26 protein-coding genes, 3 tRNA genes and 1 pseudogene are annotated in these 23,901 nt (G+C 71.1%); 14 read left to right on the top strand and 16 right to left on the bottom strand.

From position 1 onward, the window contains the following. The first annotated feature begins 7 nt into the window (after positions 1-7). A complete protein-coding gene (locus LEP48_RS16050) occupies positions 8-1,048 on the top strand; it encodes an NAD(P)-dependent alcohol dehydrogenase (protein ID WP_225566582.1) in 1,041 nt (346 codons plus the stop codon). Positions 1,049-1,055: 7 nt separating this feature from the next. Here LEP48_RS16050 and LEP48_RS16045 read toward each other — a convergent pair. Further along, positions 1,056-1,613: pseudogene (locus LEP48_RS16045) on the bottom strand (SDR family oxidoreductase); the annotation flags it as partial. On the opposite strand from LEP48_RS16045, the gene LEP48_RS16040 reads away from it, so the two are divergent. Beyond that, complete coding sequence (locus LEP48_RS16040) at positions 1,537-1,776, top strand: hypothetical protein (RefSeq protein WP_225566581.1); 240 nt, start codon at positions 1,537-1,539, stop codon at positions 1,774-1,776. The pseudogene LEP48_RS16045 and the gene LEP48_RS16040 overlap by 77 nt on opposite strands. Before the next feature lie 27 nt (positions 1,777-1,803). On the opposite strand, the gene LEP48_RS16035 is transcribed toward LEP48_RS16040, so the two are convergent. Next, positions 1,804-1,995 carry a hypothetical protein gene (locus LEP48_RS16035; RefSeq protein ID WP_225566580.1) on the bottom strand — a complete coding sequence of 64 codons (192 nt, stop codon included), beginning with the start codon at positions 1,993-1,995 and terminating at the stop codon, positions 1,804-1,806. A gap of 78 nt (positions 1,996-2,073) precedes the next feature. On the opposite strand from LEP48_RS16035, the gene LEP48_RS16030 reads away from it, so the two are divergent. Both LEP48_RS16030 and LEP48_RS16025 read left to right on the top strand, forming a co-directional pair. Next, positions 2,074-3,018, top strand: a complete 945-nt coding sequence (locus LEP48_RS16030) for an alpha/beta hydrolase family protein (RefSeq protein WP_225566579.1) — start codon at positions 2,074-2,076, stop codon at positions 3,016-3,018. Further along, entirely contained in the window at positions 3,015-3,467 is a 453-nt protein-coding gene (locus LEP48_RS16025; protein WP_225566578.1) for a MarR family winged helix-turn-helix transcriptional regulator, read from the top strand. Before LEP48_RS16030 ends, LEP48_RS16025 begins: the two co-directional genes overlap by 4 nt. A gap of 80 nt (positions 3,468-3,547) precedes the next feature. Here the strand turns inward: LEP48_RS16025 and LEP48_RS16020 are convergent, their stop codons facing one another. Together LEP48_RS16020 and LEP48_RS16015 are read right to left on the bottom strand one after the other, a co-directional pair. Next, complete coding sequence (locus LEP48_RS16020; protein ID WP_225566577.1) at positions 3,548-3,904, bottom strand: VOC family protein; 357 nt, start codon at positions 3,902-3,904, stop codon at positions 3,548-3,550. 288 nt (positions 3,905-4,192) lie between these two features. Continuing rightward, positions 4,193-4,687 carry an exonuclease domain-containing protein gene (locus tag LEP48_RS16015; protein ID WP_308010047.1) on the bottom strand — a complete coding sequence of 165 codons (495 nt, stop codon included), beginning with the start codon at positions 4,685-4,687 and terminating at the stop codon, positions 4,193-4,195. Between LEP48_RS16015 and LEP48_RS16010 the strand changes: the two genes are divergently transcribed. The 4 genes from LEP48_RS16010 (at position 4,629) to LEP48_RS15995 (ending at position 9,487) form a co-directional block, all read left to right on the top strand. Next, positions 4,629-5,399 (top strand): hypothetical protein, encoded by a 771-nt coding sequence (locus LEP48_RS16010; RefSeq protein ID WP_225566607.1) that lies wholly within the window; start codon positions 4,629-4,631, stop codon positions 5,397-5,399. The two genes, LEP48_RS16015 and LEP48_RS16010, sit on opposite strands and share 59 nt — an antisense overlap. A 763-nt stretch (positions 5,400-6,162) precedes the next feature. Then, positions 6,163-7,605: a plasmid pRiA4b ORF-3 family protein gene (locus LEP48_RS16005; RefSeq protein WP_225566576.1), complete on the top strand. Its 1,443-nt coding sequence runs from the start codon at positions 6,163-6,165 to the stop codon at positions 7,603-7,605. Between the two features lie 171 nt (positions 7,606-7,776). Further along, positions 7,777-8,202 carry a hypothetical protein gene (locus LEP48_RS16000; protein ID WP_225566575.1) on the top strand — a complete coding sequence of 142 codons (426 nt, stop codon included), beginning with the start codon at positions 7,777-7,779 and terminating at the stop codon, positions 8,200-8,202. Further along, positions 8,195-9,487 carry a zeta toxin family protein gene (locus tag LEP48_RS15995; RefSeq protein WP_225566574.1) on the top strand — a complete coding sequence of 431 codons (1,293 nt, stop codon included), beginning with the start codon at positions 8,195-8,197 and terminating at the stop codon, positions 9,485-9,487. Before LEP48_RS16000 ends, LEP48_RS15995 begins: the two co-directional genes overlap by 8 nt. Here the strand turns inward: LEP48_RS15995 and LEP48_RS15990 are convergent. From LEP48_RS15990 to rnhA, 6 genes are all read right to left on the bottom strand, one after another. Beyond that, entirely contained in the window at positions 9,403-9,702 is a 300-nt protein-coding gene (locus LEP48_RS15990; protein WP_225566573.1) for a helix-turn-helix domain-containing protein, read from the bottom strand. The two genes, LEP48_RS15995 and LEP48_RS15990, sit on opposite strands and share 85 nt — an antisense overlap. 168 nt (positions 9,703-9,870) lie before the next feature. Next, on the bottom strand, positions 9,871-10,815 hold the full coding sequence (locus LEP48_RS15985; protein ID WP_225566572.1) for a nucleotidyl transferase AbiEii/AbiGii toxin family protein: 945 nt from the start codon (positions 10,813-10,815) through the stop codon (positions 9,871-9,873). Continuing rightward, positions 10,812-11,348: a type IV toxin-antitoxin system AbiEi family antitoxin domain-containing protein gene (locus LEP48_RS15980; RefSeq protein ID WP_255641582.1), complete on the bottom strand. Its 537-nt coding sequence runs from the start codon at positions 11,346-11,348 to the stop codon at positions 10,812-10,814. The genes LEP48_RS15985 and LEP48_RS15980 overlap by 4 nt, the downstream gene beginning before the upstream one ends. Before the next feature lie 130 nt (positions 11,349-11,478). Then, positions 11,479-12,765: a tyrosine-type recombinase/integrase gene (locus tag LEP48_RS15975; protein ID WP_225566570.1), complete on the bottom strand. Its 1,287-nt coding sequence runs from the start codon at positions 12,763-12,765 to the stop codon at positions 11,479-11,481. Between the two features lie 231 nt (positions 12,766-12,996). Next, positions 12,997-14,400: a dihydrolipoyl dehydrogenase gene (gene lpdA, locus LEP48_RS15970; protein ID WP_225566569.1), complete on the bottom strand. Its 1,404-nt coding sequence runs from the start codon at positions 14,398-14,400 to the stop codon at positions 12,997-12,999. Positions 14,401-14,498: 98 nt separating this feature from the next. Then, a complete protein-coding gene (rnhA, locus tag LEP48_RS15965) occupies positions 14,499-14,918 on the bottom strand; it encodes a ribonuclease HI (RefSeq protein WP_225566604.1) in 420 nt (139 codons plus the stop codon). A gap of 129 nt (positions 14,919-15,047) precedes the next feature. Here rnhA and LEP48_RS15960 point away from each other — a divergent pair, with 129 nt between their 5' ends. Next, positions 15,048-15,911, top strand: a complete 864-nt coding sequence (locus LEP48_RS15960) for an LLM class flavin-dependent oxidoreductase (protein WP_225566568.1) — start codon at positions 15,048-15,050, stop codon at positions 15,909-15,911. A gap of 39 nt (positions 15,912-15,950) precedes the next feature. Here the strand turns inward: LEP48_RS15960 and leuD are convergent, their stop codons facing one another. Next, positions 15,951-16,589, bottom strand: a complete 639-nt coding sequence (gene leuD / locus LEP48_RS15955) for a 3-isopropylmalate dehydratase small subunit (RefSeq protein WP_225566567.1) — start codon at positions 16,587-16,589, stop codon at positions 15,951-15,953. Positions 16,590-16,615: 26 nt separating this feature from the next. Then, positions 16,616-18,091: a 3-isopropylmalate dehydratase large subunit gene (gene leuC / locus LEP48_RS15950; protein ID WP_225566566.1), complete on the bottom strand. Its 1,476-nt coding sequence runs from the start codon at positions 18,089-18,091 to the stop codon at positions 16,616-16,618. 142 nt (positions 18,092-18,233) lie between these two features. Between leuC and LEP48_RS15945 the strand changes: the two genes are divergently transcribed. The 3 genes from LEP48_RS15945 (at position 18,234) to LEP48_RS15935 (ending at position 20,151) form a co-directional block, all read left to right on the top strand. Continuing rightward, positions 18,234-18,953: an IclR family transcriptional regulator gene (locus LEP48_RS15945; RefSeq protein WP_225566565.1), complete on the top strand. Its 720-nt coding sequence runs from the start codon at positions 18,234-18,236 to the stop codon at positions 18,951-18,953. Positions 18,954-19,101: 148 nt separating this feature from the next. Next, entirely contained in the window at positions 19,102-19,269 is a 168-nt protein-coding gene (locus LEP48_RS15940; protein WP_225566564.1) for a hypothetical protein, read from the top strand. A gap of 15 nt (positions 19,270-19,284) precedes the next feature. Continuing rightward, positions 19,285-20,151 (top strand): PH domain-containing protein, encoded by an 867-nt coding sequence (locus tag LEP48_RS15935; RefSeq protein ID WP_225566563.1) that lies wholly within the window; start codon positions 19,285-19,287, stop codon positions 20,149-20,151. Between the two features lie 128 nt (positions 20,152-20,279). Here the strand turns inward: LEP48_RS15935 and LEP48_RS15930 are convergent. The 3 genes from LEP48_RS15930 to LEP48_RS15920 form a co-directional block, all read right to left on the bottom strand. Continuing rightward, a tRNA-Glu gene (locus LEP48_RS15930) sits at positions 20,280-20,352 on the bottom strand. Between the two features lie 65 nt (positions 20,353-20,417). Then, positions 20,418-20,490: transfer RNA gene (locus LEP48_RS15925), tRNA-Glu, on the bottom strand. A 69-nt stretch (positions 20,491-20,559) separates the two neighbouring features. Continuing rightward, positions 20,560-20,631: transfer RNA gene (locus tag LEP48_RS15920), tRNA-Gln, on the bottom strand. Positions 20,632-20,784: 153 nt separating this feature from the next. On the opposite strand from LEP48_RS15920, the gene LEP48_RS15915 reads away from it, so the two are divergent. Next, positions 20,785-21,585, top strand: coding sequence for a class I SAM-dependent methyltransferase (locus LEP48_RS15915; RefSeq protein WP_225566562.1), 801 nt, complete (start codon positions 20,785-20,787; stop codon positions 21,583-21,585). A 117-nt stretch (positions 21,586-21,702) separates the two neighbouring features. Here the strand turns inward: LEP48_RS15915 and LEP48_RS15910 are convergent, their stop codons facing one another. Next, a complete protein-coding gene (locus LEP48_RS15910; protein ID WP_225566561.1) occupies positions 21,703-22,608 on the bottom strand; it encodes a LysR family transcriptional regulator in 906 nt (301 codons plus the stop codon). Between the two features lie 69 nt (positions 22,609-22,677). Here LEP48_RS15910 and LEP48_RS15905 point away from each other — a divergent pair, with 69 nt between their 5' ends. After that, the gene (locus LEP48_RS15905) at positions 22,678-23,829 is read left to right on the top strand and encodes a YeiH family protein (RefSeq protein ID WP_225566560.1); all 1,152 of its coding nucleotides are present in this window, start codon (positions 22,678-22,680) and stop codon (positions 23,827-23,829) included. Positions 23,830-23,901: the final 72 nt, after the last annotated feature.

The following is a 23,901-nucleotide window of genomic DNA, read 5'->3' as shown; positions in this document are numbered from 1 at the left end:
AGAACCGTTGCGCACCGTCAATGCCTACGCCGCGCCGTCCGCGACCGAGCCGCTGGTCCCCACGACCATCGAGCGTCGCGACGTCGGCCCCCAGGACGTCCTGATCGCCATCCGCTACGCCGGGATCTGCCACTCCGACATCCACACCGTGCGCGGAGACTGGGGTCCCATCACCTACCCGCAGGTGGTCGGCCACGAGATCGTCGGCGAGGTGGTCGAGGTCGGCGCCGACGTCACCAAGCACACCGTGGGCGACCGTGTCGGCGTCGGCTGCATCGTCAACTCGTGCCGCGAGTGCGAGAACTGCCGCGCCGGCATGGAGAACTACTGCCTGACGGGCAGCACCGACACGTACGCCGCCGTCGACCGGGACGGCACCATCACCCAGGGCGGGTACTCGACGCACGTCGTCGTCGACGAGGACTTCGTGCTCCGCCTCCCCGACGCCATCCCGTACGCCTCCGCGGCGCCGCTGCTGTGCGCGGGCATCACCACCTACTCGCCGCTCGCGCACTGGAAGGCCGGCCCCGGCAAGCGGGTCGCCGTGGTCGGCATGGGCGGCCTCGGCCACATGGCCGTCAAGATCGCCGCTGCCATGGGCGCCGAGGTCACCGTGCTCTCGCGCACGCTCGCCAAGAAGGACGACGGCCACGCCTTCGGCGCGAAGGACTACCACGCGACCGACGACGACGCGACGTTCGAGGCGCTGGCCAACCGGTTCGACCTCGTCGTCAACACCGTGAGCGCGGCACTCGACGTCGACCGCTACCTGCGGCTGCTGCGCCTCGACGGCACGATGATCAACGTCGGTGCCCCCCCGGAGCCCATGCCGGTCACCATGTTCACGCTGTTCGGCAACCGCCGGTCGTTCGCCGGCTCCACCATCGGCTCCATCGCCGAGACGCAGGAGATGCTCGACTTCTGCGCCGAGCACGGCATCGCCCCCGAGACCGAGCTCATCAGCGCCGACCAGATCAACGACGCCTACGAGCGGGTGCTCTCCAGCGACGTCCGCTACCGGTTCGTCATCGACACCGCCACCCTGTAGCGGACGCTCAGAGCGTGCGGCCGCCCGTCACGCCGAGGCGGTCGCCGGTGATGTAGCTGGCCTCCTGGGACGCGAAGAACACGTACGCGGGCGCCAGCTCGGCCGGCTGCCCTGCACGGCCGAGCGGCGTGTCCGCGCCGAACTGCTCGATCTTCTCGTCCGGCATGGTCGCGGGGATCAGCGGCGTCCAGATCGGTCCCGGCGCGACGGCGTTCACGCGGATCCCCTCGGGCGCGAGCTGCTGCGCGAGCCCCTGGGTGAAGTTGAGGATCGCCGCCTTGGTGGTGGCGTAGTCGAGCAGCTGCGGGCTCGGCTCGAACGCCTGGATCGACGTGGTGTTGATGATCGCCCCACCGCGCGGCAGGTGGTCCAGCGCCGCCCTGGTGATCCAGAACAGCGCGTACACGTTCGTCTTCAGCACGCGGTCGAGCTGGCCCGTCGTGATGCCGCGCAGGCCCTCGTCCTGGGACATCTGATAGGCGGCGTTGTTGACCAGGATGTCGAGCCCGCCCAGGCCGTCGACGGCGTCCGCGACCAGCCGCCGGCAGAACTCCTCGTCGCGGATGCTCGCGTGCCGTCGCCCTCAGGCTGCGAACATCACCATCGACCGTTTCGACGGCGATTTGGCAGTCGTCACCTACGACTACCGGTCGTCCACCGAGGAAGGCACGGTGTCCTCTCAGCCGTGGGTGCTCGAGGATGGCGAGTGGAAGTTCGACGGCTGCTGACGTCGTTCGCCAGGTGATGCCCGCGGATCACCAGTCGAAGATGCGCGCCACGAGGCTCCCCACGCCTCGGAAGAGCCAGACGACGCCGCGTCCGACGTTCACGACGACGCTGATGAGGTCGAACACCTCCAGGACGCGGGCAATGCCGCGACCGAGGGCCCGGAACGGTCGCCACACCTGGTACCAGAAGCCCCGGCGCGGCCGGTTCGGAGGATTCACGACCGAAGAGTGCCACACAGCCGTTCTGAGGGCCGCCCGACCACGGGACTCGTCGTGCAGGCCGCTAGGATATTTCGCATGCGAAGTGACAACGTGGGGCCGGTGGACTCCGACGAGCTGCGGATCCAGATCCCGGCAGGTGGCTGGGTCGCCGGCACGGTGCGCAAGCCCGTCGACGAGTCGCCGCGCGCCGTCGTGGTGATCCATCCCGCGACGGCGGTCCCCGAGCGCCTGTACACCGCCTTCGCAGAGTTCCTCGCGACGCACGGGTACGCGGCAGTCACGTACGACTACCGCGGCACCGGCCGGTCCGGCAGCCCGCGCGACCATCGCGGCCTGCGCATGCGGGACTGGATGTCCGACGACGTCCCCGCGGTCGCCGCGTGGGCTCGCCCGCGGTTCGGCGACGTGCCGCAGCTCGCCGTCGGGCACAGCATCGGCGGGCACGCGCTCGCGCTGGGGCACGGGTCACGCGGCCTCGCCGGGTTCGTGACGGTCGCGTCCCACGCGGGCGTGACCGCGACGATCCCCGACCGCCGCGAGCGGGCGCGCGTCGGGCTGATCCTCCGGGTGCTCGGCCCCGCGGCTGCCCGCGTGCTGGGCTACGTGCCCGGCCGCCGCATGGGTCTCGGCGAGGACATGCCCGCCGCCGCCATGCTCGAGTGGAGCCGCTGGTCGCGACTGCCCGGGTACTTCTTCGACGACCCGACCATGGACGCCACCGCGGACGCCGCACGCGTCACCGGCGACGTGCTCGCCATCGGGCTCACCGACGACCCGTGGGCCACGCCCGCGCAGATCGAGGCGATCACCGACCACCTGACTGCCGCCCGCGTCGAGCGCCGCACCTGGAGCCCGGCCGAGGGCGGCGTGGAGCGCATCGGGCACACCGGCTTCTTCCGCCGCGGCCTGCGCGACACCTTCTGGCTCCAGCTCCTCGCCTGGCTCGACGCCCGAGCCGAGGCCGCCCCGGCGCAGCAGGACGGAAACGTCAGCCTCCGCCCCAGGAAGCCGCGCCGATGACAGCTGCCCGACGTCGCCCGCCGCGGCTGGTGTTCCTCGTCACCGCGGCAGAGCGCCAGATCCGACGGTGGATCGCAGGGCGCGGCAGCGCACAGACGGCCGCGAGCAGCGGCCAGGCCATCAGCGCCCCCGCCGCCGGGGTGCTGCTCCATGTGGCGAACCACCCAGGAGCGACGGTCGGCGAGGTGACGGCCGCCCTACAGGCCTCCCCCGCCGGCGCCAGCGGCCTGCTAGCCCGCATGGAACGCGCCGACCTCGTGCGCCGTCGGACCGACCCCGACGACCGGCGCACCGTGCGCCTAGACCTCACGCCCACCGGCACGGCGGCGCTTGACGGTGTTCGCGCCGGGCTGGCCGAGCTGAACGACCGCCTGACCGACGGCTTCACCGCCGACGAGCTGGCCACCGTCGCCCGCTGGCTCGAGCACGTGACGCACACGCTCCGTTGACCACGTGACAGCGCCCTCCGCCTCGACCCGCCGCACGTCCTCGACATCCCAGGCGGACCGCCGAGCGGCGGCAGGTGCTCCTACTCCTGGTGCTGTTGCACCACGTTGATGACGTTGCCGTCGGGAGCCCGGACGAAGAACCTGGTCACACCCCATGCCTCCATCGTCAGGGGATGCACGATCTCGTAGCCGCGTTCCTGCGCCTCCGCCAGCGCAGCCTCGACGTCGTCGACCTTGATCGAGACGACCGGGTTCACCGGTGCGGTCGCATCGCGAGAGACGAGCTGGAGGTGTGCCCCCGTGTCCGGCGACGTGTACCGGGCCACCCACCCCAGGCTGAACTCTTCGACGCTCAACCCCAGGTAGTCCGCGTAGAAGCCCTTCGCCTCGCCCACGTCGTCCACGGCGATGTCCGCGATGATGCTGACGACACGCATCTGAGCCTCCTCCAAGACAGACGACTTCTCACCGCCAGCATGCCGTCCGCCCATCCCGCGTGCGCACCGAAGGGTCCCGCGAGCCAGCACTGCGACGGTCGGTCAGGGCATCGTGCCCGAGGTGCAGTGGATAGGAGGCACGCAGGGTCGTTGTACGCACGACCCTCCGGAGTCTCACGTGTCGGGTTGGGGCTCACAACGGCACACCGCACACGATCGAGAACCGCCGGCCCGCGACACCGTTCCGGCGACCGCTGAACTCGCGCAGTCCTCACTCCCGTAGCCGCGTCACCAGACGCGGACGTGATGACGAACCAGGTCGAGCCCGCGGGGACCCAGCCTGCGACACAGCTCGACCAGAACCAGAGCGCACTGCCGCGCATCGGCCCCCGCATCGTGGTGGGCGTGGGCACCGATGCTGAGCGCAGCGGAGACGTCGGGCAGCCTGTAGGACGGCAGGTCCAGCACCGACTTCGCCGCGTCGCGCGTGCACAGCCACGTCGACCGTGGCACGAAGATCCCGTGCGCCTCGCTCGCCTGCGCCAGAACCGAGCGGTCGAACGATGCGTTGTGGGCGACGAACGCGTCGCTGCCCGCGAACTCCGCGATCTTCGGGTAGACGACGTCCCACGCCGGCGCACCGACGACGTCGCCGGCCGTGATCCCGTGGACCGCCACGTTGCGGCCGTTGAACGCCTCGTGGCCCGGTGGGGGCTGGACGAGCGTGTCGAGCGCGTCCACGACGACGCCGTCGCGCACCTTGACGACGCCGACGGCACACACCGAGGCCCGCTTCGGATTCGCGGTCTCGAAGTCGATCGCGGTGAACGACAGGCCGGGAAGCTCAGCAAGGTGCACAACGGGCACAGTAGACGACCCGGACGGACCGCCGCGACGAGCACCCGATGGCATCGTTGCAGTTCAGCGGGCGATACCCTTGGACATCGTGTCTGACGATCTCGGCTTCGCCACACCCGTCCTCCGCCGCGACCTGACCGCGTTGCGAGTCGCACTCAAATCTCTCGCCGTGGGTGAGGTGGCCACTGCGACGTTCCAGAACGCTGAGTACGGACGCTTCGCCGTCTCGGGCCAGGTACGCAGGGACCTGACCGACTCCGCGTTCAAGGTCGGCTGGTTCGACGTGACGACCGGCAAGGGCACGGAGCCCGTCCCAGACCTGCAGATCATCGCCACCGCGAGCGCGGACGACGACAACGGCTCGTCCGGGCCTCCCTCGGCCGAGGATGACGCGCTTCGCCGGGTGGTCGCCACGCTCGAGGTGGGTGATGTCGTCACCGCCGGATTCGAGTTCGAAGGGTGCGGCGCGTTCTCGATCGCTGGCGGCATCCGACGTGACGGCAGCGGCACGAGGTGGATCATCGCGGGCCACCATCTCTCCCGCGGCGGCGTCCCGGCGCCGCGCCTGCGCCAGCTCGTCGTCACCCGGAAGGCGGCTCCTGTTGCCGACGAGAGGTTTGACCTGTTCGGCGACTGATCACGTCGACACGGGCGTCATGGTCGGTGGCTGCGACGTCGTCGCGGAGCCCCTGGCGTGGGGTAGGGCACGGTGAACGCCCCTCGAGCGATGCTTCACAGCGACGGACAAGGCTGACCTGACCTCGATACCCGCGACGCGGCGTCGTCCGTCTCGTGACGAGGTCGACCTCATCACCAGCACGGTCCCGGTAGTGGCTCTCATGCCCGGAGAACGTGTCGCCTGCCACCTCGACTCGTCAATTCGCCATCGATGGCTCGTGGATCTGCAGCACCTTGTCCGTGGATTCGCCACGGAACAGGGGAAGCACGCCCGTCCTGCGGTGCCGCCAGAGAGCAGGCGGCCCGAGCCCGCGACGTTCCGCGGACCCGGGCCTCGTGCGAGCCGACCGCCGTCGTGCGGCGTCCGGACCTACCGGTGTCTCCAAGGCATCGCGGAACCCCATCCGACGCATCGCGTGAGCGGCCATCTGCTCTGCCGCACGTTCAGACTGAAGGTGCTCGCCGGGCACCCACGAAGTCGCACTCATGGGTAGATCTTCCCGCGCAGTCGCGAAGACGGCAGCCGCCGAGGCGGAGTGCGCCCCGCCACACCGTGCCGACTCGACGCGCCTCGGGCGCCAGACGTGTGGACGCCTCGGGTCGGTGCGTACGGGGTCACGCGGAGCTGCCGGTTTCGCGTGCACGGTGACGGCGGTCGGTAGGCGCCGAGAACATCGATGTGACAAGGGTTTGCCGCTCCTTCGGACGATACGGTGAGCATCGTGAACGGCGACCAGGAGGCGCTGCTGCGCCAGTTCGAGACCGCCATCAAGGACATGGGTGTCGAGGATCTGCGTGCGCTCACCGGCTCGCTGCTGTCGTCGGGCTCGTCAGCCGACCGAGTGACGTACCGGACGCGTCGGCCGGACCCGGCTTCGCGCCGCTCCCGTCGTCCGCGCCTGCCCGAGCCGGTGGTGTTCCGGCTCCGCGTCGACCTCGTGCGCGCCGCTCCCCCGATCTGGCGCCGGCTGGACGTGCGCTCGGACCTGACGCTCGACGTCGTGCACCAGGTGCTGCAGGACGCGTTCGCGTGGACGGACTCGCACCTGCACCGGTTCACCCTCGGCACCGACGCGTGGGACAACGACGGAGAGCAGTTCCTGTGCCCGTACGACGTCGAGGAGCAGGAAGACGACGAGTCCGGCGTCCCTGAGGAGCGGGTCCGATTGGACGAGACGCTCGACGAGCCGGGCGACGTCCTGCACTACGTGTACGACTACGGCGACGACTGGGAGCTCGTTCTCAAGCTCGAAGAGGTTCTCCCGGCGACTGCCGAGACCCCGGTGGCCGTGTGCGTCGGCGGACGGCGCGGCGCCCCGCCGGAAGACTGCGGGTCACTGCGCGACGCGGATGGCCTGGCTGAGGTGCTCGACGACCCAGCCCATTTCGACCCCGCCGACGTCAACACGCAGCTGCAACGCTCGTACTACCCGCTGCGCCGGTTGGGGCTGCCCGCACACCTGTTGCAGTGCATCGCGATGCTCGAGTACGACGGCGACGACCTGGGCGAGCGTCTCGTCGCGATCGACCCGACCCGTCGGCTGCCCGAGGCCGAGCTCGCGGCCGCGCTGCGGCCGTACCAGTGGTTCCTCGACCGAGCGGGAGGCGGCGGGATCCCCCTGACCGCGGCCGGGTACCTGCGGCCGACCGACGTCGAGGAGGTCACACCGCTCATCCCGGCGATGGCGGGCTGGATCGGCAAGGCGAACCGCGAGGACCTCACCGTTCCCGTCGCCGACTTCCGGGAGTTGCTGATCAGGCCGCTCGGGCTGCTCCGCAAGTACAAGGGGAAGCTGCTGCTCACCAGGGCGGGCGCGGCGGCGCGGCGAAGCCCGCAGGCGCTGTTCGACCATCTCGCCGCGCGGCTCGTGCCCGACGACGACGGCTTCGCCCGCGACGCCAACCTGCTCGTGCTCGCGTACGCGGCCGTGAGCGCCGGCAACGCGCTTCCTCGTCGGCAGATCGCCGAGACCCTGGATTCGCTCGGATACCACCGATCCGACGGGCGTTCGGTCGACGTCCACGCGCTCCGCAACTTCGAGGGCAACGCCCTCGACGTGCTCCTCAATGTCGCCACGCCGCCGTTCGACCGGCGCACCGAGCACCGGATCTCGCCGGCCGCGGCCGCGTTGGCGTACGCCGCGCTGATTCGACCGTCAGCCTAGTCGCGGTCCGCGCCGAGCCCGGTGGACAAGAACCACGCACGCTCGACCGTTCCCTGCCAGGTTTCTATCCATGACCGTGCTGCCGCCGGCCCTCCATGAGCCAGAACGCCACTTCAACCAGGTCGATTCATCCTGAATCACCGTCTAACCTGGTCCGAACGGAGGTCAGACATGAGCATCGCAGCAGTCGTCGAACACGGATTCGAACTGAAGCTGTCGTACGCACGCGCCCGCCTCGCCGAGGTCGAACGCATGCGCCAGGTCTATCTCGCGTCGCTCGACGGGATGCCACAGCGGGAGATCGCCCAGTTCGCACACCTCTCACAGCCCAGCGTGCACCGCCTGGTCGCCCGAGCTCGAGTCCTGGGCGCCGAGCATGAGTCGCTCGAGGAGATCGTGCTGCGACGGTTCGTCGAAGACAGCTCGCCGGACGAGATGGTCGAGCGACTGATCAGCTTCGAGAACTGGGTTCCCCGTATCGCCGACCCGGTCGACGGCGTGCTCGCCGAGGACTCTCAGCAGGCGCTGGAGGACCTGCTGGAGGACGGCTTCATCTCCGAGGAGGAGATCGACCGGGTACTCGACGCACGTGGCTGAGCCGCGCGACGAGACCCACGAGGCCGCGCTTGCCGTCGTGAGGCATGGCTCGCCACTCGACTCACTCCTGACTCGCAGCGAGCTGCGCCACCTCGTCCGCGAGGCGCGCGACTGGTACGTCGGCGCATACGCGGACGGGGTGGGCCGAAGGGGCACCTGCGTCGTCGTCACTGCTGGCCCACCAGGAGCGGGCAAGTCGAGCATTCTGAGGACCGCAATTGACGACCTGTCAATGCGCCTCGTCATCGACGCCGACATCGCCAAGGACCACCTCGCCCGCTGGTGCGCCACGAAGGGGCTCTACGCCGATCTGCTCGGCACGCCGCTGCCGGACGGCGGGGTGTTGCGCCCCCGCGAACTGAGGCCGCTGCTGCAGACGACATCGACCGAGGTGTGCAACGCCGTGCGGCGCGCAGCGCTCCTGGCCCGAATGGACGTTGTCATCGAGGGGACGATGGCGTCACCCGCCTACGGCGACCGGCTGCTCCAGTCGCTGGCCAAGGATGACTACGACCGACTGCACATCGTCTCGGTCGAGACCGACCGCGAGACCGCCGGCAAGCGCGCCGTGGAGCGATGGTGGCAGGGCCGGAACGAAGACTCGGAGATGGGTGGGCGGCTCATCCTTCCCGAGACGATCGACCACGCCTACACCGAGGGGCAGGGCGATTGCAAAGTTGATCTGATGGATGGTGCGGGGCTGGAGTGGCTCGACCCGGACGAGTACTTTGAGATCCTCTGGCCGCCCAGACCTGTGTTCGACGGAGAGGGTTCGACCTGGGACCCAGCGTTGGACGAGTGTGACGAGCACGGCATCGACTATGACGACGATTGCCAGGGCTGCGCCGCGATCGACCAAGAACCGGAGCAACCCTACGACCCCGCGACCTGGCAGTGGTACCTCGACGCTCGTCGCCACCGCTGGGTTGACGAAGACGAGGATGGTGCGCCTGGAGGCGTCGCGCATGACGGCGATGACGACGTCTTCCTCGATGCGGGTGGCGGCCGGGCACACGAGTGTCTCTGGTTCGAGACTGAGATGCACCCCACGAAGTCCACTATTGCGAGATGGGCCCTCCAGGGAACTCCTGGATCGACGCCGGACTCGATCTACTTCGGGAAGGATGACCGAACAGGTCGAGGGCTCGCCCGATGGGCGTCGAGGCCACCGCCGGGGTCGTCGTCGTGGCTCGCATCGGATCACGCATCGTCGTACGGGATCAGGAGCGCTTCGCGAACCTCATCGAGGTTGACCCGGATGAGGCGACCGCCGCCAAGCCGGTAGGCAGGCAGCACATGCGCGGTGATCCGGCGTCGGAGCGTCTTGACCGAGACACCGACAAGGTCGGCGGCAACCGCCAGCGAGACGAACCAGCCGTCGCTCGGCGGGTGCGCCGTGCCGGCGTGGCCGGCGCTGATGCGGGCAGCGCGCCTGACGTTGCCGTAGTGGGATCCGGTTCGCCGGCCGACACCGGCTCGGCCTGGCAGCTGAGCATCCATCGGTCTCTCCTCCCCGCGCGACGCGGCGACTGTGGTGGACAGACGTGCTCGCCTGCCACCCGGTGCATCGCCGTCGCGGAGAGAAGTGGGCCGCCGATATCGAGGAGGGGCGGCGCGCCGCGGGTGCTCCTGGCGGAGAGCCGTCACCCACGCGGTGAGCGCCCGGGCTTACCGAGCGTCGTCGATCTGCGCGACCCAATCGTTGACCGCCGCAACGGCTTCGTCGAGCGGCATCACCAGGTCGGCGTCCTTCGCTGCGGCCGCGTAGTCGCGCACCCAGTGCACATGAGCGCTCATCAGCGGCGGCCATGAGCGCTCAGGACGGCCGAGTTCCCGGGCATCCTGAGCGCGCGCTTCGAAGACAGCGACCGCTGCCGTACGGATGTCGGTCAGGGTCGGTTGCCCCTCCGCCTCGATCAGTGACCGCAGCAGCACGAGGTCGACGACGTCGCGAGGGCGGTCGTTGATCCACGTCGGGGGATCGTGCGGGTCCGAGGCCGCGTGGATCTTCTGTGCGACCTGGAACCGCATCGCGATCGTGACGAGGGCATCCGGCGTAGGCAGGCCGAAGGGTTCGAGGCGAGGCGCCGGAATCGTCTCCGGCGTAGCACCCGCGCCACCCTCGTCGGGGGCGAGCTCGACCTGCACCTTGCGCCACACCTGACCCTTGAGGCTGACGAAGACCTGGAAGCGGCGGGGCTGGACTACGCGGGTCGGCGTCTGGATGACCTCGACCTCCGACCGGGTGAGGGTCAGCGGGCCCCATTGCTCGGCAAAGGCGTCGTCGAGCGCGACGATGAAGTCGTCGATGTCGCCGCGCACGAGTCCGTCGAGGTCGCTGGTCGCGCGCGCTGACTTGCCGAGCCGATGCTGAAGGTACGTGCCGCCCTTGAGCAGGAAGCGGGGCGTGCCGCCGCCGTCGCTCGCGCGCTGGAGCGCAGCGATCACGACGGTAGAGGCCACGAGCCACCCCATGCGTCCACCGGCAGCGGGCACGTCGAGCGCCTTCTCCGCGTGGTTGACCCACTGGGCGAGGATCGACGCGCTGGCCGGCGCCTTGGCCTTGGGCTTGAGGTCGGCGAGCGTCTTGGCGGGCGGCTTGGCCTCGCTCATGAGCGGTCCTCCAGAAGTTGGGTGAGACGGGCGACCTCGTCGCGACGGACCGCGCCGGTCCGCTCTCCGCGTTCGATGGCTTGGCGCAGCAGGTAGGTCGGCGTGCCGCCAGCGGTGCACTGTTCGATCGCTGTCGTCGCGGTGACGATACGCATGAGGTTCCACCAACCGAGCTGATCTGGCTTCAGCTCGTCGACGTGGACGACGAAAGCGTCGTTGTCGGACCGCCTGATGCGCCGCGCCTTGGGAACGGTGACGTGGTACTGCGCAGGGTTGACGTCGCTGATCTCGTAGAGCGCGAGGGCCGTCTCGTGGCTCAACGCGGCGTCCGGGTCGCCGGTGCGGAGCAGCGCGACCTGGAGCCGCTCGTACTCGACGCCCGGCAGGTACGGGACGCGGTAGATCCCACGGGCCACCGGGAGCAGCCCGCCGTGGGCGACGAGATTGTCGACCGCTCCCGCCGTGAGGTCCAGATCGTGAATCGCCTGCTGGCGGGTGACGAGGCCGTTCTGCCCCTCCGCGAGGGCGCGCAAGGCATCTCGCGCGAGAGTTTCACCTGGACCTGGCATGTCAAAAACCTATCACTAGTGATGCATTTTTGACGTCCCATGTCTTGCCCCCGCGCGAGAGTCTTGCCCGGATCCTTGCCCAACCGGCATTTCCCTACCGTGCCGGCGTCGTCATCGCACGGGCGAGCTCTGCGTCGACGCTCGCGCTCATGCGGGCCGCGAGCTCGATGTCGCGGGCCATCGTCGCCTTCTGGTAGCGCAGCACCACCTTGATGTCGGCGTGGCCGCCGCGGCGCATCAGCTCAGCAAGCGTCGCGCCTTCCTGGGCGAATCGCGTGAGCCCCGTGTGCCGCAAATCGTGGAACCGGTAACCCTCGGGCAAGCCCGCGACAGCCTCGCGGCGGTCGGCCCACACCGAGTTCCAGCGCGACGCCGACATGTGTTCCTTGCCCTTCGCGCTCGTCGGGACGATGGGCGACTTCGCACCCGCGCCGACCCACTCGTCGAGGTGCTCCCGCAGCCGGTCGATCATGAGCGGCGGCACCGCCATCGAGCGCACGCCCGTCTCCGACTTCGGGTCGGTGAGCCCGCCCGTGGACCCGTTCTTCTGGCGGCGCACATAGAGCGTCGCCGCGGTGCGGTCGATGTTCCACACGATGTCCCGGCGCTGGAGCCCGAGCACCTCGCCCCGGCGCAGCTGGCACCACGCGGCAAGCAGTACGGCGAGCCGCCACGGCTGCGGCATCGCGGCATACAGGGCCTCGACCTGTGCTGGGGTGGCGACGTCGTCCTCGGGCGCGTGGTCCTGGTCGTGCCGGACGGACTTGCGCTGCGGCGTGGCGACGTCGGGCATGCGCGCAAGCACGCCGTCGGCGACGGCGGCCCGCAGGATCATCTTCAGCACGTCGATCGCGTCGCTGGCAACGCCGTTGTGGGGCGCGTCCGGGCGCAGACGCGACGGGATCGCGACGAGGTCTCGTGTCAGGGCGCGGACGACGTCGGTGTCGATCTCGCGGACCAACGTGTCCCCGAGGCGCTCGCGCAGGTAGTTGTTGACCCGGCCCCGGTACATCATCACGGTCGCGGGCTTGCGCATCTTGCTGCCCTTGCCCGGCTCAGTCGCGATGCGCTCCAGCCAGCGGTCGGCGTACTCGGCGAAGGTGATGTCCCGCGCGGCAGCCTCGGCCTCCTCGCGCTCGCGCCGGGCGGCGGCCTCGGCGGGCGGCTCCCACTCGCCGCGGGCGATGGAGTCATGCACCCGGTTGAGCCAGGCACGCGCGTCGCCCTTGGTGAGGAACGTCAGGGGGCGGTCGTCCTCGGTGCGCGCCGAGTAGAGCTTGCCGTCCGGCGCGGGGTACCGCGCCTGCCACCGCTTCGAGGGGAGCTTGCGCAGTCGGCCCCACGCCTCGCGGCGACTCTTCGCCGTCGCCGTCTCCGCCATCGCCCGTCCCCTCCCCTGAGACCCCTCCCGACGCGTTCCAGCGGTGGGGCACGAGTCTCGCGTTACTCGGATTCGTGCCCCCTGCGTGCCCCACAGAATGAACATTCCCGTCCACCGCTGTCCGCGAGTGTCCACTCGATCGTGGACACAGAAAGAGGCCCTGACCTGCACCGATGGTGCAAGCCAGGGCCTCCGACCAGGACCGCGGACGCGTCCGGTTTATCCCCGCGATCAGAAGTTGATCATGTGCCCCACGAGGCCGTGGATGGACTCCTGCACGGACTCGGACAGCGTCGGGTGGGTGTGCACGTTGCGCGCGACCTCGTCGGCGGTAAGGTCCCACTTCTGCGCGAGGGTGAGCTCGGGCAGCATCTCGGAGACGTCGGGGCCGATCATGTGGGCGCCGAGCAGCTCGTTGTACTTGGCGTCGGCGACGATCTTGACGAAGCCGGTGGTGTCGCCGAGGCCGTGCGCCTTGCCGTTCGCCATGAACGGGAAGCTCGCGACCTTGACGTCGTAACCCTCGTCCTTGGCCTGCGCCTCGGTGAGGCCGAAGGAGGCGACCTGCGGGGAGCAGAACGTAGCGCGCGGCATCATGCGGTAGTCGCCGAGCGTCATGGTCTCGGCACCGCCGATGGTCTCGGCGGCGACGACGCCCTGCGCCTCCGCGACGTGCGCCAGCATGAGCTTGGCGGTGACGTCGCCGATGGCGAAGATGTGCGGCACGTTGGTGCGCATGTGGTCGTCGATGGCGATGGCGCCGCGCTCGGTGAGCTGCACGCCGGTGTTCTCGAGGCCGAAGTTCTCAACGTTGGGCGCGAAGCCGACGGCGGACAGGACCTTGTCGACGACGATCTCGCCGGGCTTGTCGTCCTTGACGCCCTTGTAGGAGACGGTGACGGACGAGCCGTTGTCCTTGATCGTCTGGACGGCGGTCGAGGTGAGGAGCTTGATGCCGAGCTTCTTGTACTGCTTGGCGATCTCCTTGGAGACGTCGGCGTCCTCGTTCGGCAGCGCACGGTCGAGGAACTCGATGATCGTGACGTCCACGCCGTAGTTCTTCAGGACGTAGGCGAACTCCATGCCGATGGCGCCGGCGCCGACGATGGCGATCGACTCGGGGAGCTCGCGCGTCATGATCTGCTTCTCGTAGGTCACGACGTTCTCGGACAGCTCGACGCCCGGGAGCAGCTTGACCTTGGAGCCGGTGGCGATGATGGCGTTGTCGAACGTCACCGTGTCGGTGCCGCCGGAGTTGAGCGTCACCTCGATCGTGTTCGCGTCGCGGAACGTGCCGCGGCCGTCGTACTCGGTGATCTTGTTCTTCTTCATGAGGAAGTGGACGCCCTTGGTGCGGCCGTCCGCGACCACGCGGGACCGGTCGAACGCCTTGCCGAAGTCGAACGTCACGTCGCCCGACATGCCGAAGAAGTCGGCCTGGTGGTTGAAGATGTGCGCCAGCTCGGCGTTGCGCAGGAGGGCCTTGGAGGGGATGCAGCCCACGTTGAGGCACACACCACCCCAGTACTTCTCCTCGATGATGGCGACGGACTTGCCGAGCTGTGCCGCACGGATCGCGGCGACATAGCCGCCGGGGCCAGCTCCGAGGAGGACGACGTCGTAGTGGGAAGCCATGGGGTCAGCCTATTAGCCACGCGGAACTCACGCGGCGTGACGTCCGTCGCACCGCCGACGACGGCGAGGCGGGCCCTCGCGGGGGCGTGCGCCCGCGCTCAGCGGACGGTGTCGACGCCCAGGTTCGCGAGCTCATCTGCCCGCTCGTTTCCCGGGTCCCCCGCGTGCCCCTTGACCCACACCCAGCGCACGTCGTGCTTGGTGACCTCGGCGTCGAGGGCCTGCCACAGGTCGACGTTCTTCACCGGCTTCTTCGCGGCCGTCGTCCACCCGTTGCGCTTCCATCCGGCGATCCAGGTGCGCATGCCGTTCATGACGTAGGAGGAGTCCACGTGGACGACGACGGTGCTGGGCCGCTTGAGGGCCCGCAGCGCCTCGACGACGGCGGTGAGCTCCATGCGGTTGTTGGTGGTGACCTTCTCGCCGCCGTACAGCTCCTTCTCGTGGGTGCCGGAGCGCAGCAGCGCCCCCCAGCCCCCGAGGCCCGGGTTGCCCTTGCAGGCCCCGTCGGTCCACATCTCGACCAGCGGCGTCTCGGTCGTCTCGGTCGTCTCGTCAGGCACCCGCACACCCTAGACGCACGTTGTCTGTGGCGAGTCGTAGCGTCGAACCCGACACCCGAAGGTCCGACGACGGAGGGCAGCAGCATGAGGTTCGGCTTCATCGGCAGCTACGGCACGCCCGCGCAGCAGGTCGCGCTCGCCCGCGCCTGCGAGGACAACGGCTGGGACGGCTTCTTCACCTGGGACGGGATCTCGCTCGACGAGCCGGGGTTCGACGCCCACCCCACCTACGACCCGTTCGCCCTCCTCGCCGCGGTGGCGGCCACCACGGAGCGGATCACGCTGGGCGCGATGGTGTTCGCGCTCCCGCGCCATCGGCCGTGGGAGCTCGCGCAGCGCGTGCTGACCGTCGACAGCCTCTCCGGCGGGCGCCTCGTGCTCCCGGTCGGCGTCGGCGTCCCCTCGGACCAGGCGTTCACGTCCGTGCCGGGCCAGGCCACCGCGCTGCGCGACCGCGCGCACCTGCTCGACGACGTGCTGGGCTGGCTCGAGCGGTCCTGGTCGGGCGAGTCGTTCGACTACGACGGCGAGCTGCTGCACACGGGACCGTTCCGCTTCCCCGCGCCGCCGGTGCACGGCCGGGTGCCGGTGTGGCCGGTCGGGGTCTGGGACGCGCAGCGACCGCCACGGCGCAGCCTCGACCGCGCGCTGCGGTGGGACGGCATCGTTCCGCAGGTGCGGGGCGATTCGCCGGAGGACGCCGAGGCGGGGCCGGAGCAGATCCGCGAGCTCGTGTCCTGGATCGCCGAGCAGCGCGGCCCGGACGCCGGTCCGTTCGACGTCGTGTTCCAGGGTCGGCTCGACGACGATCCCGCCACGGCCGCGCAGCAGGCGCGCGAGGTGGCCGACGCCGGTGCCACGTGGTGGATGGAGTCGTGGTGGGATCCGACCACGACCACCCCCGAGCGCCTGCTCGAACGGGCTCAGCAGGGCCCACCGGCCCTCTAGGCACCGCCCCGGACGGCAACGAGCGTGCCGACGCAGGCGTCAGCCGACGGGGCGCGCCGGCTCGATCGGCACGGACGGCAGGTGCTTGGCCGGCAGGGTCGTGGGCCGCCACGACGCGCGGTCGGCCTCGAACGCGGTGATGTCGGCCTCGTTCTGCAGGGTCAGGCCGATGTCGTCCAGGCCCTCCATGAGGCGCCAGCGCGTGTAGTCGTCGATCTGGAACGGCACGGTGACGTCGTCCGCGGCCGCGGTCTTCGCCCCGAGGTCCACCGTCACCTCCGTGCCCGGCTTGGTCTCGAGCACCTTCCACAGCAGCTCGATGTCCTCGGGCGCCACGATGCCGGCGACGAGGCCCTGCTTGCCCGAGTTCCCGCGGAAGATGTCCGCGAACCGGGAGGCCAGGACGACCCGGAAGCCGTAGTCCTTGAGCGCCCAGACGGCGTGCTCGCGCGACGAGCCGGTGCCGAAGTCGGGGCCCGCCACGAGCACGGAGCCCGCGGAGTAGGCGTCCTGGTTGAGCACGAACGACGGGTCGCCGCGCCAGGCGGCGAACAGGGCGTCCTCGAACCCCGTGCGCGTCACCCGCTTGAGATAGACGGCGGGGATGATCTGGTCCGTGTCGACGTTGCTGCGGCGCAGCGGCACCCCGACACCCGTGTGGGTGGTGAACTTCTCCATGACGATCTCCTGCTCGGTGTCGGGGGTCAGACGAAGGACGGGGCCTCGAGCGGCGCCAGCGGCGAGCCGTCGAAGGTCGTGAGGTCGACGTCGTAGCCCAGGTCGAGGTCGGAGACCGACGACAGCGTGCCGCGGATGGCGGTGGCCGCCGCGACCAGCGGCGAGACCAGGTGGGTGCGGCCGCCCTTGCCCTGGCGCCCCTCGAAGTTGCGGTTCGACGTCGACGCCGCACGCTCGCCCGGCTTGAGCTGGTCGGGGTTCATGCCCAGACACATCGAACAGCCGGCGTTGCGCCACTCCGCGCCGAACTCCTTGAACACGACGTCGAGGCCCTCGGCCTCGGCCTGCAGTCGCACGCGCGCCGAGGCGGGCACGACGAGAACGCGGACGTTCTCGGCCTTCTCCTGGCCCTTGAGCACCTTGGCCACGGACCGCAGGTCCTCGATGCGGCCGTTGGTGCACGAGCCGATGAACACGGTGTCGACGGGGATCTCGCGCAGCGGGGTGCCGGGGGTCAGGCCCATGTACTCCAGCGACCGCTCGGCGGTGACCCGCTCGTTCTCGTCGGCGATCTCGGCCGGGACCGGCACCGACGCGGACAGCGGCAGGCCCTGGCCCGGGTTGGTGCCCCACGTGACGAACGGCTCCAGGTCCGAGGCCTCGAGCACGACCTCGGCGTCGAACCGGGCGTCGTCGTCGCTGCGCAGCGTCTTCCAGTACTCGACGGCGGCGTCCCAGTCGGCGCCCTCGGGCGCGTGCGGGCGGCCCTTGAGGTACTCGAAGGTGGTCTCATCGGGGGCGATCATGCCCGCGCGGGCACCGGCCTCGATCGACATGTTGCAGATCGTCATCCGGGCCTCCATGGAGAGCCGGCGGATCGCCTCGCCGCGGTACTCGAGCACGTAGCCCTGCCCGCCGCCGGTGCCGATCTTGGCGATGATCGCCAGGATGATGTCCTTGCTGGTCGCGCCCACCGGCAGCTCGCCGTCGACGGTGATCGCCATCGTCTTGAACGGGGCGAGCGGCAGCGTCTGGGTGGCGAGCACGTGCTCGACCTCCGAGGTGCCGATGCCGAACGCGAGCGCGCCGAACGCGCCGTGGGTCGAGGTGTGCGAGTCGCCGCACACGACCGTCAGGCCGGGCATGGTCAGCCCGAGCTGCGGTCCCACCTGGTGGACGATGCCCTGGTCGGCGTCGCCCAGGGAGTGGATCCGCACGCCGAACTCGCGCGCGTTGTTGCGCAGCGTGTCGATCTGCGTGCGGCTCGTGAGGTCCGCGATCGGCAGGTCGATGTCGAGCGTGGGGGTGTTGTGGTCCTCGGTCGCGATCGTGAGGTCCGGGCGTCGGACCGGGCGCCCGGCCAGGCGCAGACCCTCGAAAGCCTGCGGGCTCGTCACCTCGTGCACGAGGTGCAGGTCGATGTAGAGAAGGTCCGGCGACCCGTCGGAGCCGCGGCGCACCAGGTGCGCCTCCCAGACCTTCTCCGCCAGCGTGCCGGCCATCATGTGCTCCTCGTCCGCCGCCTCGTGGGCGGCTCTCGTGACTGCGTCGTGCGTCGTCGTCGGGCTGTCGTCGAGTAATTTCGTCCAGTGAGATGTCGTCCCCGACTTGCGGTCTCAGTGGGCGAGACGTCAGTATCGACCTATGGACGATACTAGCGGAGTCGGCGTACTCGACAAGGCCGCGTCCGTTCTGGGCGCTCTCGAGGCCGGTCCGGCCACCCTCGCGCAGCTGGTCTCCTCGACGGGCCTGGCGCGACCCACGGCGCACCGCCTGGCGGTCGCGCTCGAACACCACCGCCTGGTGGCACGCGATATGCAGGGCCGATTCGTGCTCGGACCGCGACTCAACGAGCTCGCCACGGCGGCCGGCGAGGACCGGCTGCTCGCGGCCGCGAACCCCGTGCTCACGGCGCTGCGAGACCACACCGGGGAGAGCGCGCAGCTCTACCGGCGCCAGGGCGACCACCGCGTGTGCGTGGCCGCTGCGGAGCGCCCGGTCGGACTGCGCGACTCGATCCCGGTCGGCGCGACCCTCACCATGCACGCAGGATCCGCGGCGCAGGTGCTGCTCGCCTGGGAGGAGCCCGACCGCCTGCACCGCGGGCTGCGGGAGGCCGTGTTCACGGCCACGATCCTGTCGGGCGTCCGACGGCGCGGCTGGGCCCAGTCGGTGTCCGAGCGCGAGCTCGGCGTCGCGTCGGTCTCCGCCCCGGTGCGCGGGCCGTCGGGTCGCGTCGTCGCGTCGGTGTCGGTCTCCGGCCCGGTCGAGCGGCTCACCCGTCAGCCCGGGCGGCTGCACTCGGCCGCCGTCGTCTCCGCCGCCAACCGCCTCACCGAGGTGCTGCGCCGCGCGGGCGAATGACGCCGCCACCACGCTCACCTGGGCGTTCACGCGCGCGGTGCCTGACGCGCCGCGCCGAGACCGGTACTTTCGGCGCCTCGCCCAGGTCAGTAGGCTCCAGGCTGACGGGCGCAACCCCTGCCCCGCGACTGGAGGGCGTGAGGACCTGATGCCGGCGAAGGCCAAGACACTGCTGATCTGGATCGTCGTGATCTTCCTGATCTATGCGATCGTGACCAGCCCTGACTCCGCCGCGGACATCGTGACGGCGATCTGGGAGTTCATCACGGGCGCCTTCGCCAGCTTCGGCCAGTTCTTCGCGAACCTGGCCTCCTGACGCCGGGCGGACGCCGTGGATCCCGACGAGCCCCACCTCCGCGACGCCGTCCGCGCGCACCGCCACCTGCGTCGGTACGTCCTGCCCCACGAGCGGGTCGTCGTCGCGACCCGGCTCCACTGGGCGCGCCTGCTCAAGCCCGCCGCCGTCACGGTGGCCGCGTTCCTGGTCATCGGCGCCATCGTCATGTCGACGCCGCACGAGATGCGCGGCGTCGTGCAGTGGCTGTGGCTCGTCTGGTTCGTCGTGGCCGGCCGACTGGTCTGGCTATGGCTCGAGTGGAGCCACGAGTGGTTCGTCGCCACCGACAAGCGCCTGCTGCTGCTCTACGGCCTCATCGTGCACCGCGTCTCGATGATGCCGTTGAAGAAGGTCACCGACATGGGCTACGCACGGAGCCCCGTCGGGCAGCTCGTGGGCTACGGGCGGTTCGACATGGAGTCCGCCGGGCAGGACCAGGCGCTGCGCACGATCAACTTCGTACCGCAGCCGGACGCCACCTATCGCGTCCTGTGCGACACGATCTTCACGCCCGGCGCCGCGACGACCGAGCCCGACGGCCCCCGCCAGCCCCCGGCGATCCCCGTCGGCGGCGGCGCCGGCCGGCCCGGCGGACCGGCCGGACCCGGCGGTCCCGCCGGCGGCGCGGTACCTGGCGGCCCGACCGTGACGGTCGGCCACGGCGACCACGGCGACCACGGCGACCACGGCGAGCAGGCCCGACGGCGGCCGATCACCCAGCCGATCGAGGTGCCGCCCCGGGCGCCCGCCCCACGCCCCGCCGACGACAGCGACCCCATCCCGACCGTCGACCCGCCCCAGTGGTACGCGCCGCCCAAGAGCGACGGCGGCGGCGCCGTCGTCCCCAAGCCGTTCCTCTGACCCGCACGCCCAGGGCGCTCGCAGACGGGCCGCCCGCGCCATGGGCCAGGGGATGCGCCCGCCGGGCCTGGGAACGACGAAGGCCCGGTCCGTGATGGACCGGGCCTTCGACAGCTCCGACGAGCGAGTACCCCCAGCGGGATTTGAACCCGCGTTACCGCCGTGAGAGGGCGGCGTCCTAGGCCGCTAGACGATGGGGGCCCAGAACCGCTCCCCCGCGCCGAGGCGAGGTGAGCGAGCGACGCCGGACGAGCCGGCGAACTGCGTACCCCCAGCGGGATTTGAACCCGCGTTACCGCCGTGAGAGGGCGGCGTCCTAGGCCGCTAGACGATGGGGGCCTATGAACTCGATGATCCTGGATCGCTCCCGGTCCACCGTGCTGTGAGAGCTCTTCGCAGAGCGCTGCGCTGGGGTACCAGGACTCGAACCTAGACTAAGTGGACCAGAACCACTCGTGCTGCCAATTACACCATACCCCAAGGGATGGAACCTTCCGGACAAAACCGACTGTGGTCGGCGTGACCGGTCAGGCCCAACGACGCAGAACATTACCGGACCGGAGGCCGTCCTCCAAAACGGGAGGGGGTGCTCTGGATCACTGTCCAGCCGCGAACCGTGCGAGGCTGGACGCCATGACGACCGGCGCGCCCTCCCCCGCATCTCGCCCCGTCGTCACGGGCGCGGACCCGACCTCGCCGGCCGACCGCGCGGCCTCCTTCGAGCGGGGCGCCGACGTGTACGCCGCCGTCCGGCCGTCGTACCCGCCCGAGGCCGTCGACTGGCTCCTGCCGCCGGGCGCGCGCCGCGTGCTGGACCTCGGCGCCGGCACGGGCAAGCTCACGACCGCCCTGTCCGGCCGCGGGCTCGACGTCGTGGCGGTGGAGCCCTCCCCCGGGATGCTGGGGCGCCTGCGGCACGCGCTGCCCGAGATCGAGGCGCACCTCGGCACCGCCGAGACGATCCCGCTGCCGGACGCGTCCGTGGACGCCGTCGTCGTCGGGCAGGCCTGGCACTGGTTCGACGAGGAACGCGCGCCCGCCGAGATCGCGCGCGTGCTGCGCCCCGGCGGCCAGGTCGCCGTGATCTTCAACGACCGCGACCACACGGTGGACTGGGTGGCCCGGTTCGGCGAGATCCTGCATCGGGGCGACCGCCTGGAGCCGAACCCCGCCCGCGGCGCGGCCGGTCCGCGCCTCGGCGCGTCGTTCGGCGACGTCGAGCGCGCCACCTTCACCTGGGCCGACCTGCTGCGCACCACCGCCCTGCGGCCGCTCGCCTCGTCGCGCAGCTACCTCCTGACGCTGCCCGACGACGAGCGCGACGCCCTGCTGGACGACGTCGACACCCTGGTCGCGACGCACCCGGCACTGGCCGGCCGCGACCGGGTCGACCTGCCGTACGTGACGCACGCCTACCGCGCCCGGCGACGCTGACCACCTGTCAGGCCCTCGTGCACCAAAACGTGCACCAGAACCTGACAACTCCCGCGCCCAGCGAGTTGTCAGGCCCACGTGCGCCGGAACGTGCACCAGAACCTGACAACTCGTCGGTCAGCCGGCTCCGGCCTCCGTCACGAGCTGCTGGGCGGTGCGCGAGAGCGTCGCGCCGTCGCGCCAGACCACCCGCAGCCGGCGCGACAGGTCGAGCTGGGCGATGGGGACGGTCACCAGGTGTCCCGCCGCGACGTCGTCGGCCACCGTGAGCGCGGAGAGCACGGTGATCCCGTCGCCGTGGCGCACCGCCGTCTTGACCGCGACGGTGGACCCCAGCACCGTCACGTGGTCCGGCAGCCGCACCCCGGCCTGACCGAGCGCCTCCTCGAGCACGTCGCGCGTCCCGGAGCCCGCCTCCCGCAGCACGAGGTGTCCCGTGACGAGCTCCCCGGGGCTGACGGACCTGCGCCGGGCCCACGGGTGGCGAGGGGCCACGACCGCCACCAGCTCGTCGGTCGCGACCGTCCGGGCCCGCAGCCCCCGGCGCACCGTCGGGCTCTCGACGAACCCGAGCTCGGCCACGCCGTCGAGCACCAGCTCCATCACCTCGCGCGAGTTGCGCACGACGAGCTCGACGTCCGGCGACCCATCTCCTGCGGTCGTGGCTCCGGCCAGCGCACCGAGCCAGCGCGGCGCGAGGTACTCGGCGATCGTCAGGCTCGCCGCCACGCGCAGCCGCTCTCCACGCCCGGCACGGAGCGCCGCGACCGCGTCCTCGAAACGGTCGGACGACGACACCACGTCCCGCGCCCACGCCGCGGCCGACCTGCCCGCTCCCGTCAGGCTCGTGCCCCGGGCGCCGCGCGCCAGGAGCTCCACCCCGAGCCGCCGTTCCAGCCGGCGCAGGCCGGCCGACGCCGTCGGCTGCGACACCCCCAGCTCTCGGGCGGCGGCGCTGATCGACCCGGTGTCGTCGACGGCCACGAGAAGCTCGAGCGCCGCCAGGGAGGTCCGTTCAGCCATAGCGGGAGTCTATGGATCGATCGGAGACTGGGCCTTCTGACGGCCACCCGCGCACGCGAGGGTGGGCACGTGACCGAGACCCTCGCCCCGCGGCCGACGGCGGCCGCGACCCGGGCACCGGCCCGCGCCCTGCCGGGCGTCGTGCTCGCCGGCACCGCGGCCGCCGCCCTCCTGCTCGGCGGCGCGTGGCTCTCGGCGGCGGGCGTCACCGTCGTCTCCCCGCTGGTCCTCGCGCTGCTGGCGGGAGCCGTGGCGGGGTCAGCGCTCGGCAGCTCGCGCCGGGCGGGAGCGCGGCGGTTCACCGACCGCACCGCGCCCGGCGTCGCCTGGGTGGCGCGCCACGTGCTGCGCGCCGGGGTGGTGCTGCTCGGGCTCCAGCTCTCCCTCCCGGACGTGCTGGACCTCGGCTGGCGGGGCATCGGCGTCGTCCTGGTGACCGTCGCGACGACGTTCGCCGCGACGCTCGCGCTCGGGCGAGTGCTGCGGGTGCCGCGCGCGACGTCGCTGCTCGTGGCCACCGGCTTCTCCGTCTGCGGCGCGGCCGCCGTGTCCGCGATGACGGGCGTGCTCGAGCGGACCCCCGTGACGCGGAACGGCGGCGCCCCGCCGCGCAGCGGCCTGCGGGACGACGTCGCGGCCGCGCTCGCGCTCGTCACCCTCTACGGGACGGCGGCCGTGTTCGTGCTGCCCTGGCTGGCCGAGCGGCTCGGCCTCGACGACCACCAGGCCGGCCTGTGGTTGGGCGCGAGCGTCCAGGAGGTCGCGCAGGTGGTCGCGGCAGCGGGGACGGTGTCCACCGCGGCCCTCGCCACCGCGACCGTGGCCAAGCTCGCGCGCGTGGTGCTGCTCGCCCCGCTGGTGGCGGGCACGAGCGCGGTGCTGGCGCGGCGGGCGGCGGCGGCGGCATCAGACGCCCGTGCCCAGGCGGGAGCCAGGGCTGGCGGCGGGCACCGCCGACGCACCCTGCCCGTGCCCGGGTTCGTCCTGGGCTTCCTCGCCGCCGTCATGGTGCGCAGCCTCGGCGTCGTGCCCGACCCGGCGCTCGACGTGGCGGCCCACGTCACGACCGCCCTGTTCGTCGCGGCGATGTTCGCGCTGGGCCTCGGCGTCGACGTGCCGCGGCTCGCCCGCACCGGACGGCGCCCGCTGCTGCTCGGGGCGGCGTCCGCCGTCGTCGTGACGGCGACGTCGCTGGTCGCCGTCCTCGTGCTCACCCCCTGAGCGCGCACCGCACGAGTTGTCAGGTCCACGTGCACCGGAACGTGCACGTGGACCTGACAGCTCGGAGGGTCT

Source organism: Isoptericola luteus (genome assembly GCF_020297055.1).
GTDB lineage: Bacteria > Actinomycetota > Actinomycetes > Actinomycetales > Cellulomonadaceae > Isoptericola > Isoptericola luteus.
The sequence above is the reverse complement of the archived record's forward strand: the minus strand, read 5'-3'. Positions and strand labels throughout refer to the sequence as shown.

What these genes read in the sequence shown, in the direction of transcription:
- LEP48_RS15985 (WP_225566572.1), bottom strand. Translation starts at nt 10,815, where the DNA reads ATGAGCGAGGCCAAGCCGCCCGCCAAGACGCTCGCCGACCTCAAGCCC.
- leuC (WP_225566566.1), bottom strand. Translation starts at nt 18,091, where the DNA reads ATGGCCGGCACGCTGGCGGAGAAGGTCTGGGAGGCGCACCTGGTGCGC.
- lpdA (WP_225566569.1), bottom strand. Translation starts at nt 14,400, where the DNA reads ATGGCTTCCCACTACGACGTCGTCCTCCTCGGAGCTGGCCCCGGCGGC.
- rnhA (WP_225566604.1), bottom strand. Translation starts at nt 14,918, where the DNA reads ATGTGGACCGACGGGGCCTGCAAGGGCAACCCGGGCCTCGGGGGCTGG.
- LEP48_RS16025 (WP_225566578.1), top strand. Translation starts at nt 3,015, where the DNA reads ATGACAGCTGCCCGACGTCGCCCGCCGCGGCTGGTGTTCCTCGTCACC.
- LEP48_RS15960 (WP_225566568.1), top strand. Translation starts at nt 15,048, where the DNA reads ATGAGGTTCGGCTTCATCGGCAGCTACGGCACGCCCGCGCAGCAGGTC.
- LEP48_RS15945 (WP_225566565.1), top strand. Translation starts at nt 18,234, where the DNA reads ATGGACGATACTAGCGGAGTCGGCGTACTCGACAAGGCCGCGTCCGTT.
- LEP48_RS16020 (WP_225566577.1), bottom strand. Translation starts at nt 3,904, where the DNA reads ATGCGTGTCGTCAGCATCATCGCGGACATCGCCGTGGACGACGTGGGC.
- leuD (WP_225566567.1), bottom strand. Translation starts at nt 16,589, where the DNA reads ATGGAGAAGTTCACCACCCACACGGGTGTCGGGGTGCCGCTGCGCCGC.
- LEP48_RS15910 (WP_225566561.1), bottom strand. Translation starts at nt 22,608, where the DNA reads ATGGCTGAACGGACCTCCCTGGCGGCGCTCGAGCTTCTCGTGGCCGTC.
- LEP48_RS15915 (WP_225566562.1), top strand. Translation starts at nt 20,785, where the DNA reads ATGACGACCGGCGCGCCCTCCCCCGCATCTCGCCCCGTCGTCACGGGC.
- LEP48_RS16000 (WP_225566575.1), top strand. Translation starts at nt 7,777, where the DNA reads ATGAGCATCGCAGCAGTCGTCGAACACGGATTCGAACTGAAGCTGTCG.
- LEP48_RS15975 (WP_225566570.1), bottom strand. Translation starts at nt 12,765, where the DNA reads ATGGCGGAGACGGCGACGGCGAAGAGTCGCCGCGAGGCGTGGGGCCGA.
- LEP48_RS15940 (WP_225566564.1), top strand. Translation starts at nt 19,102, where the DNA reads ATGCCGGCGAAGGCCAAGACACTGCTGATCTGGATCGTCGTGATCTTC.
- LEP48_RS15990 (WP_225566573.1), bottom strand. Translation starts at nt 9,702, where the DNA reads ATGGATGCTCAGCTGCCAGGCCGAGCCGGTGTCGGCCGGCGAACCGGA.
- LEP48_RS16030 (WP_225566579.1), top strand. Translation starts at nt 2,074, where the DNA reads ATGCGAAGTGACAACGTGGGGCCGGTGGACTCCGACGAGCTGCGGATC.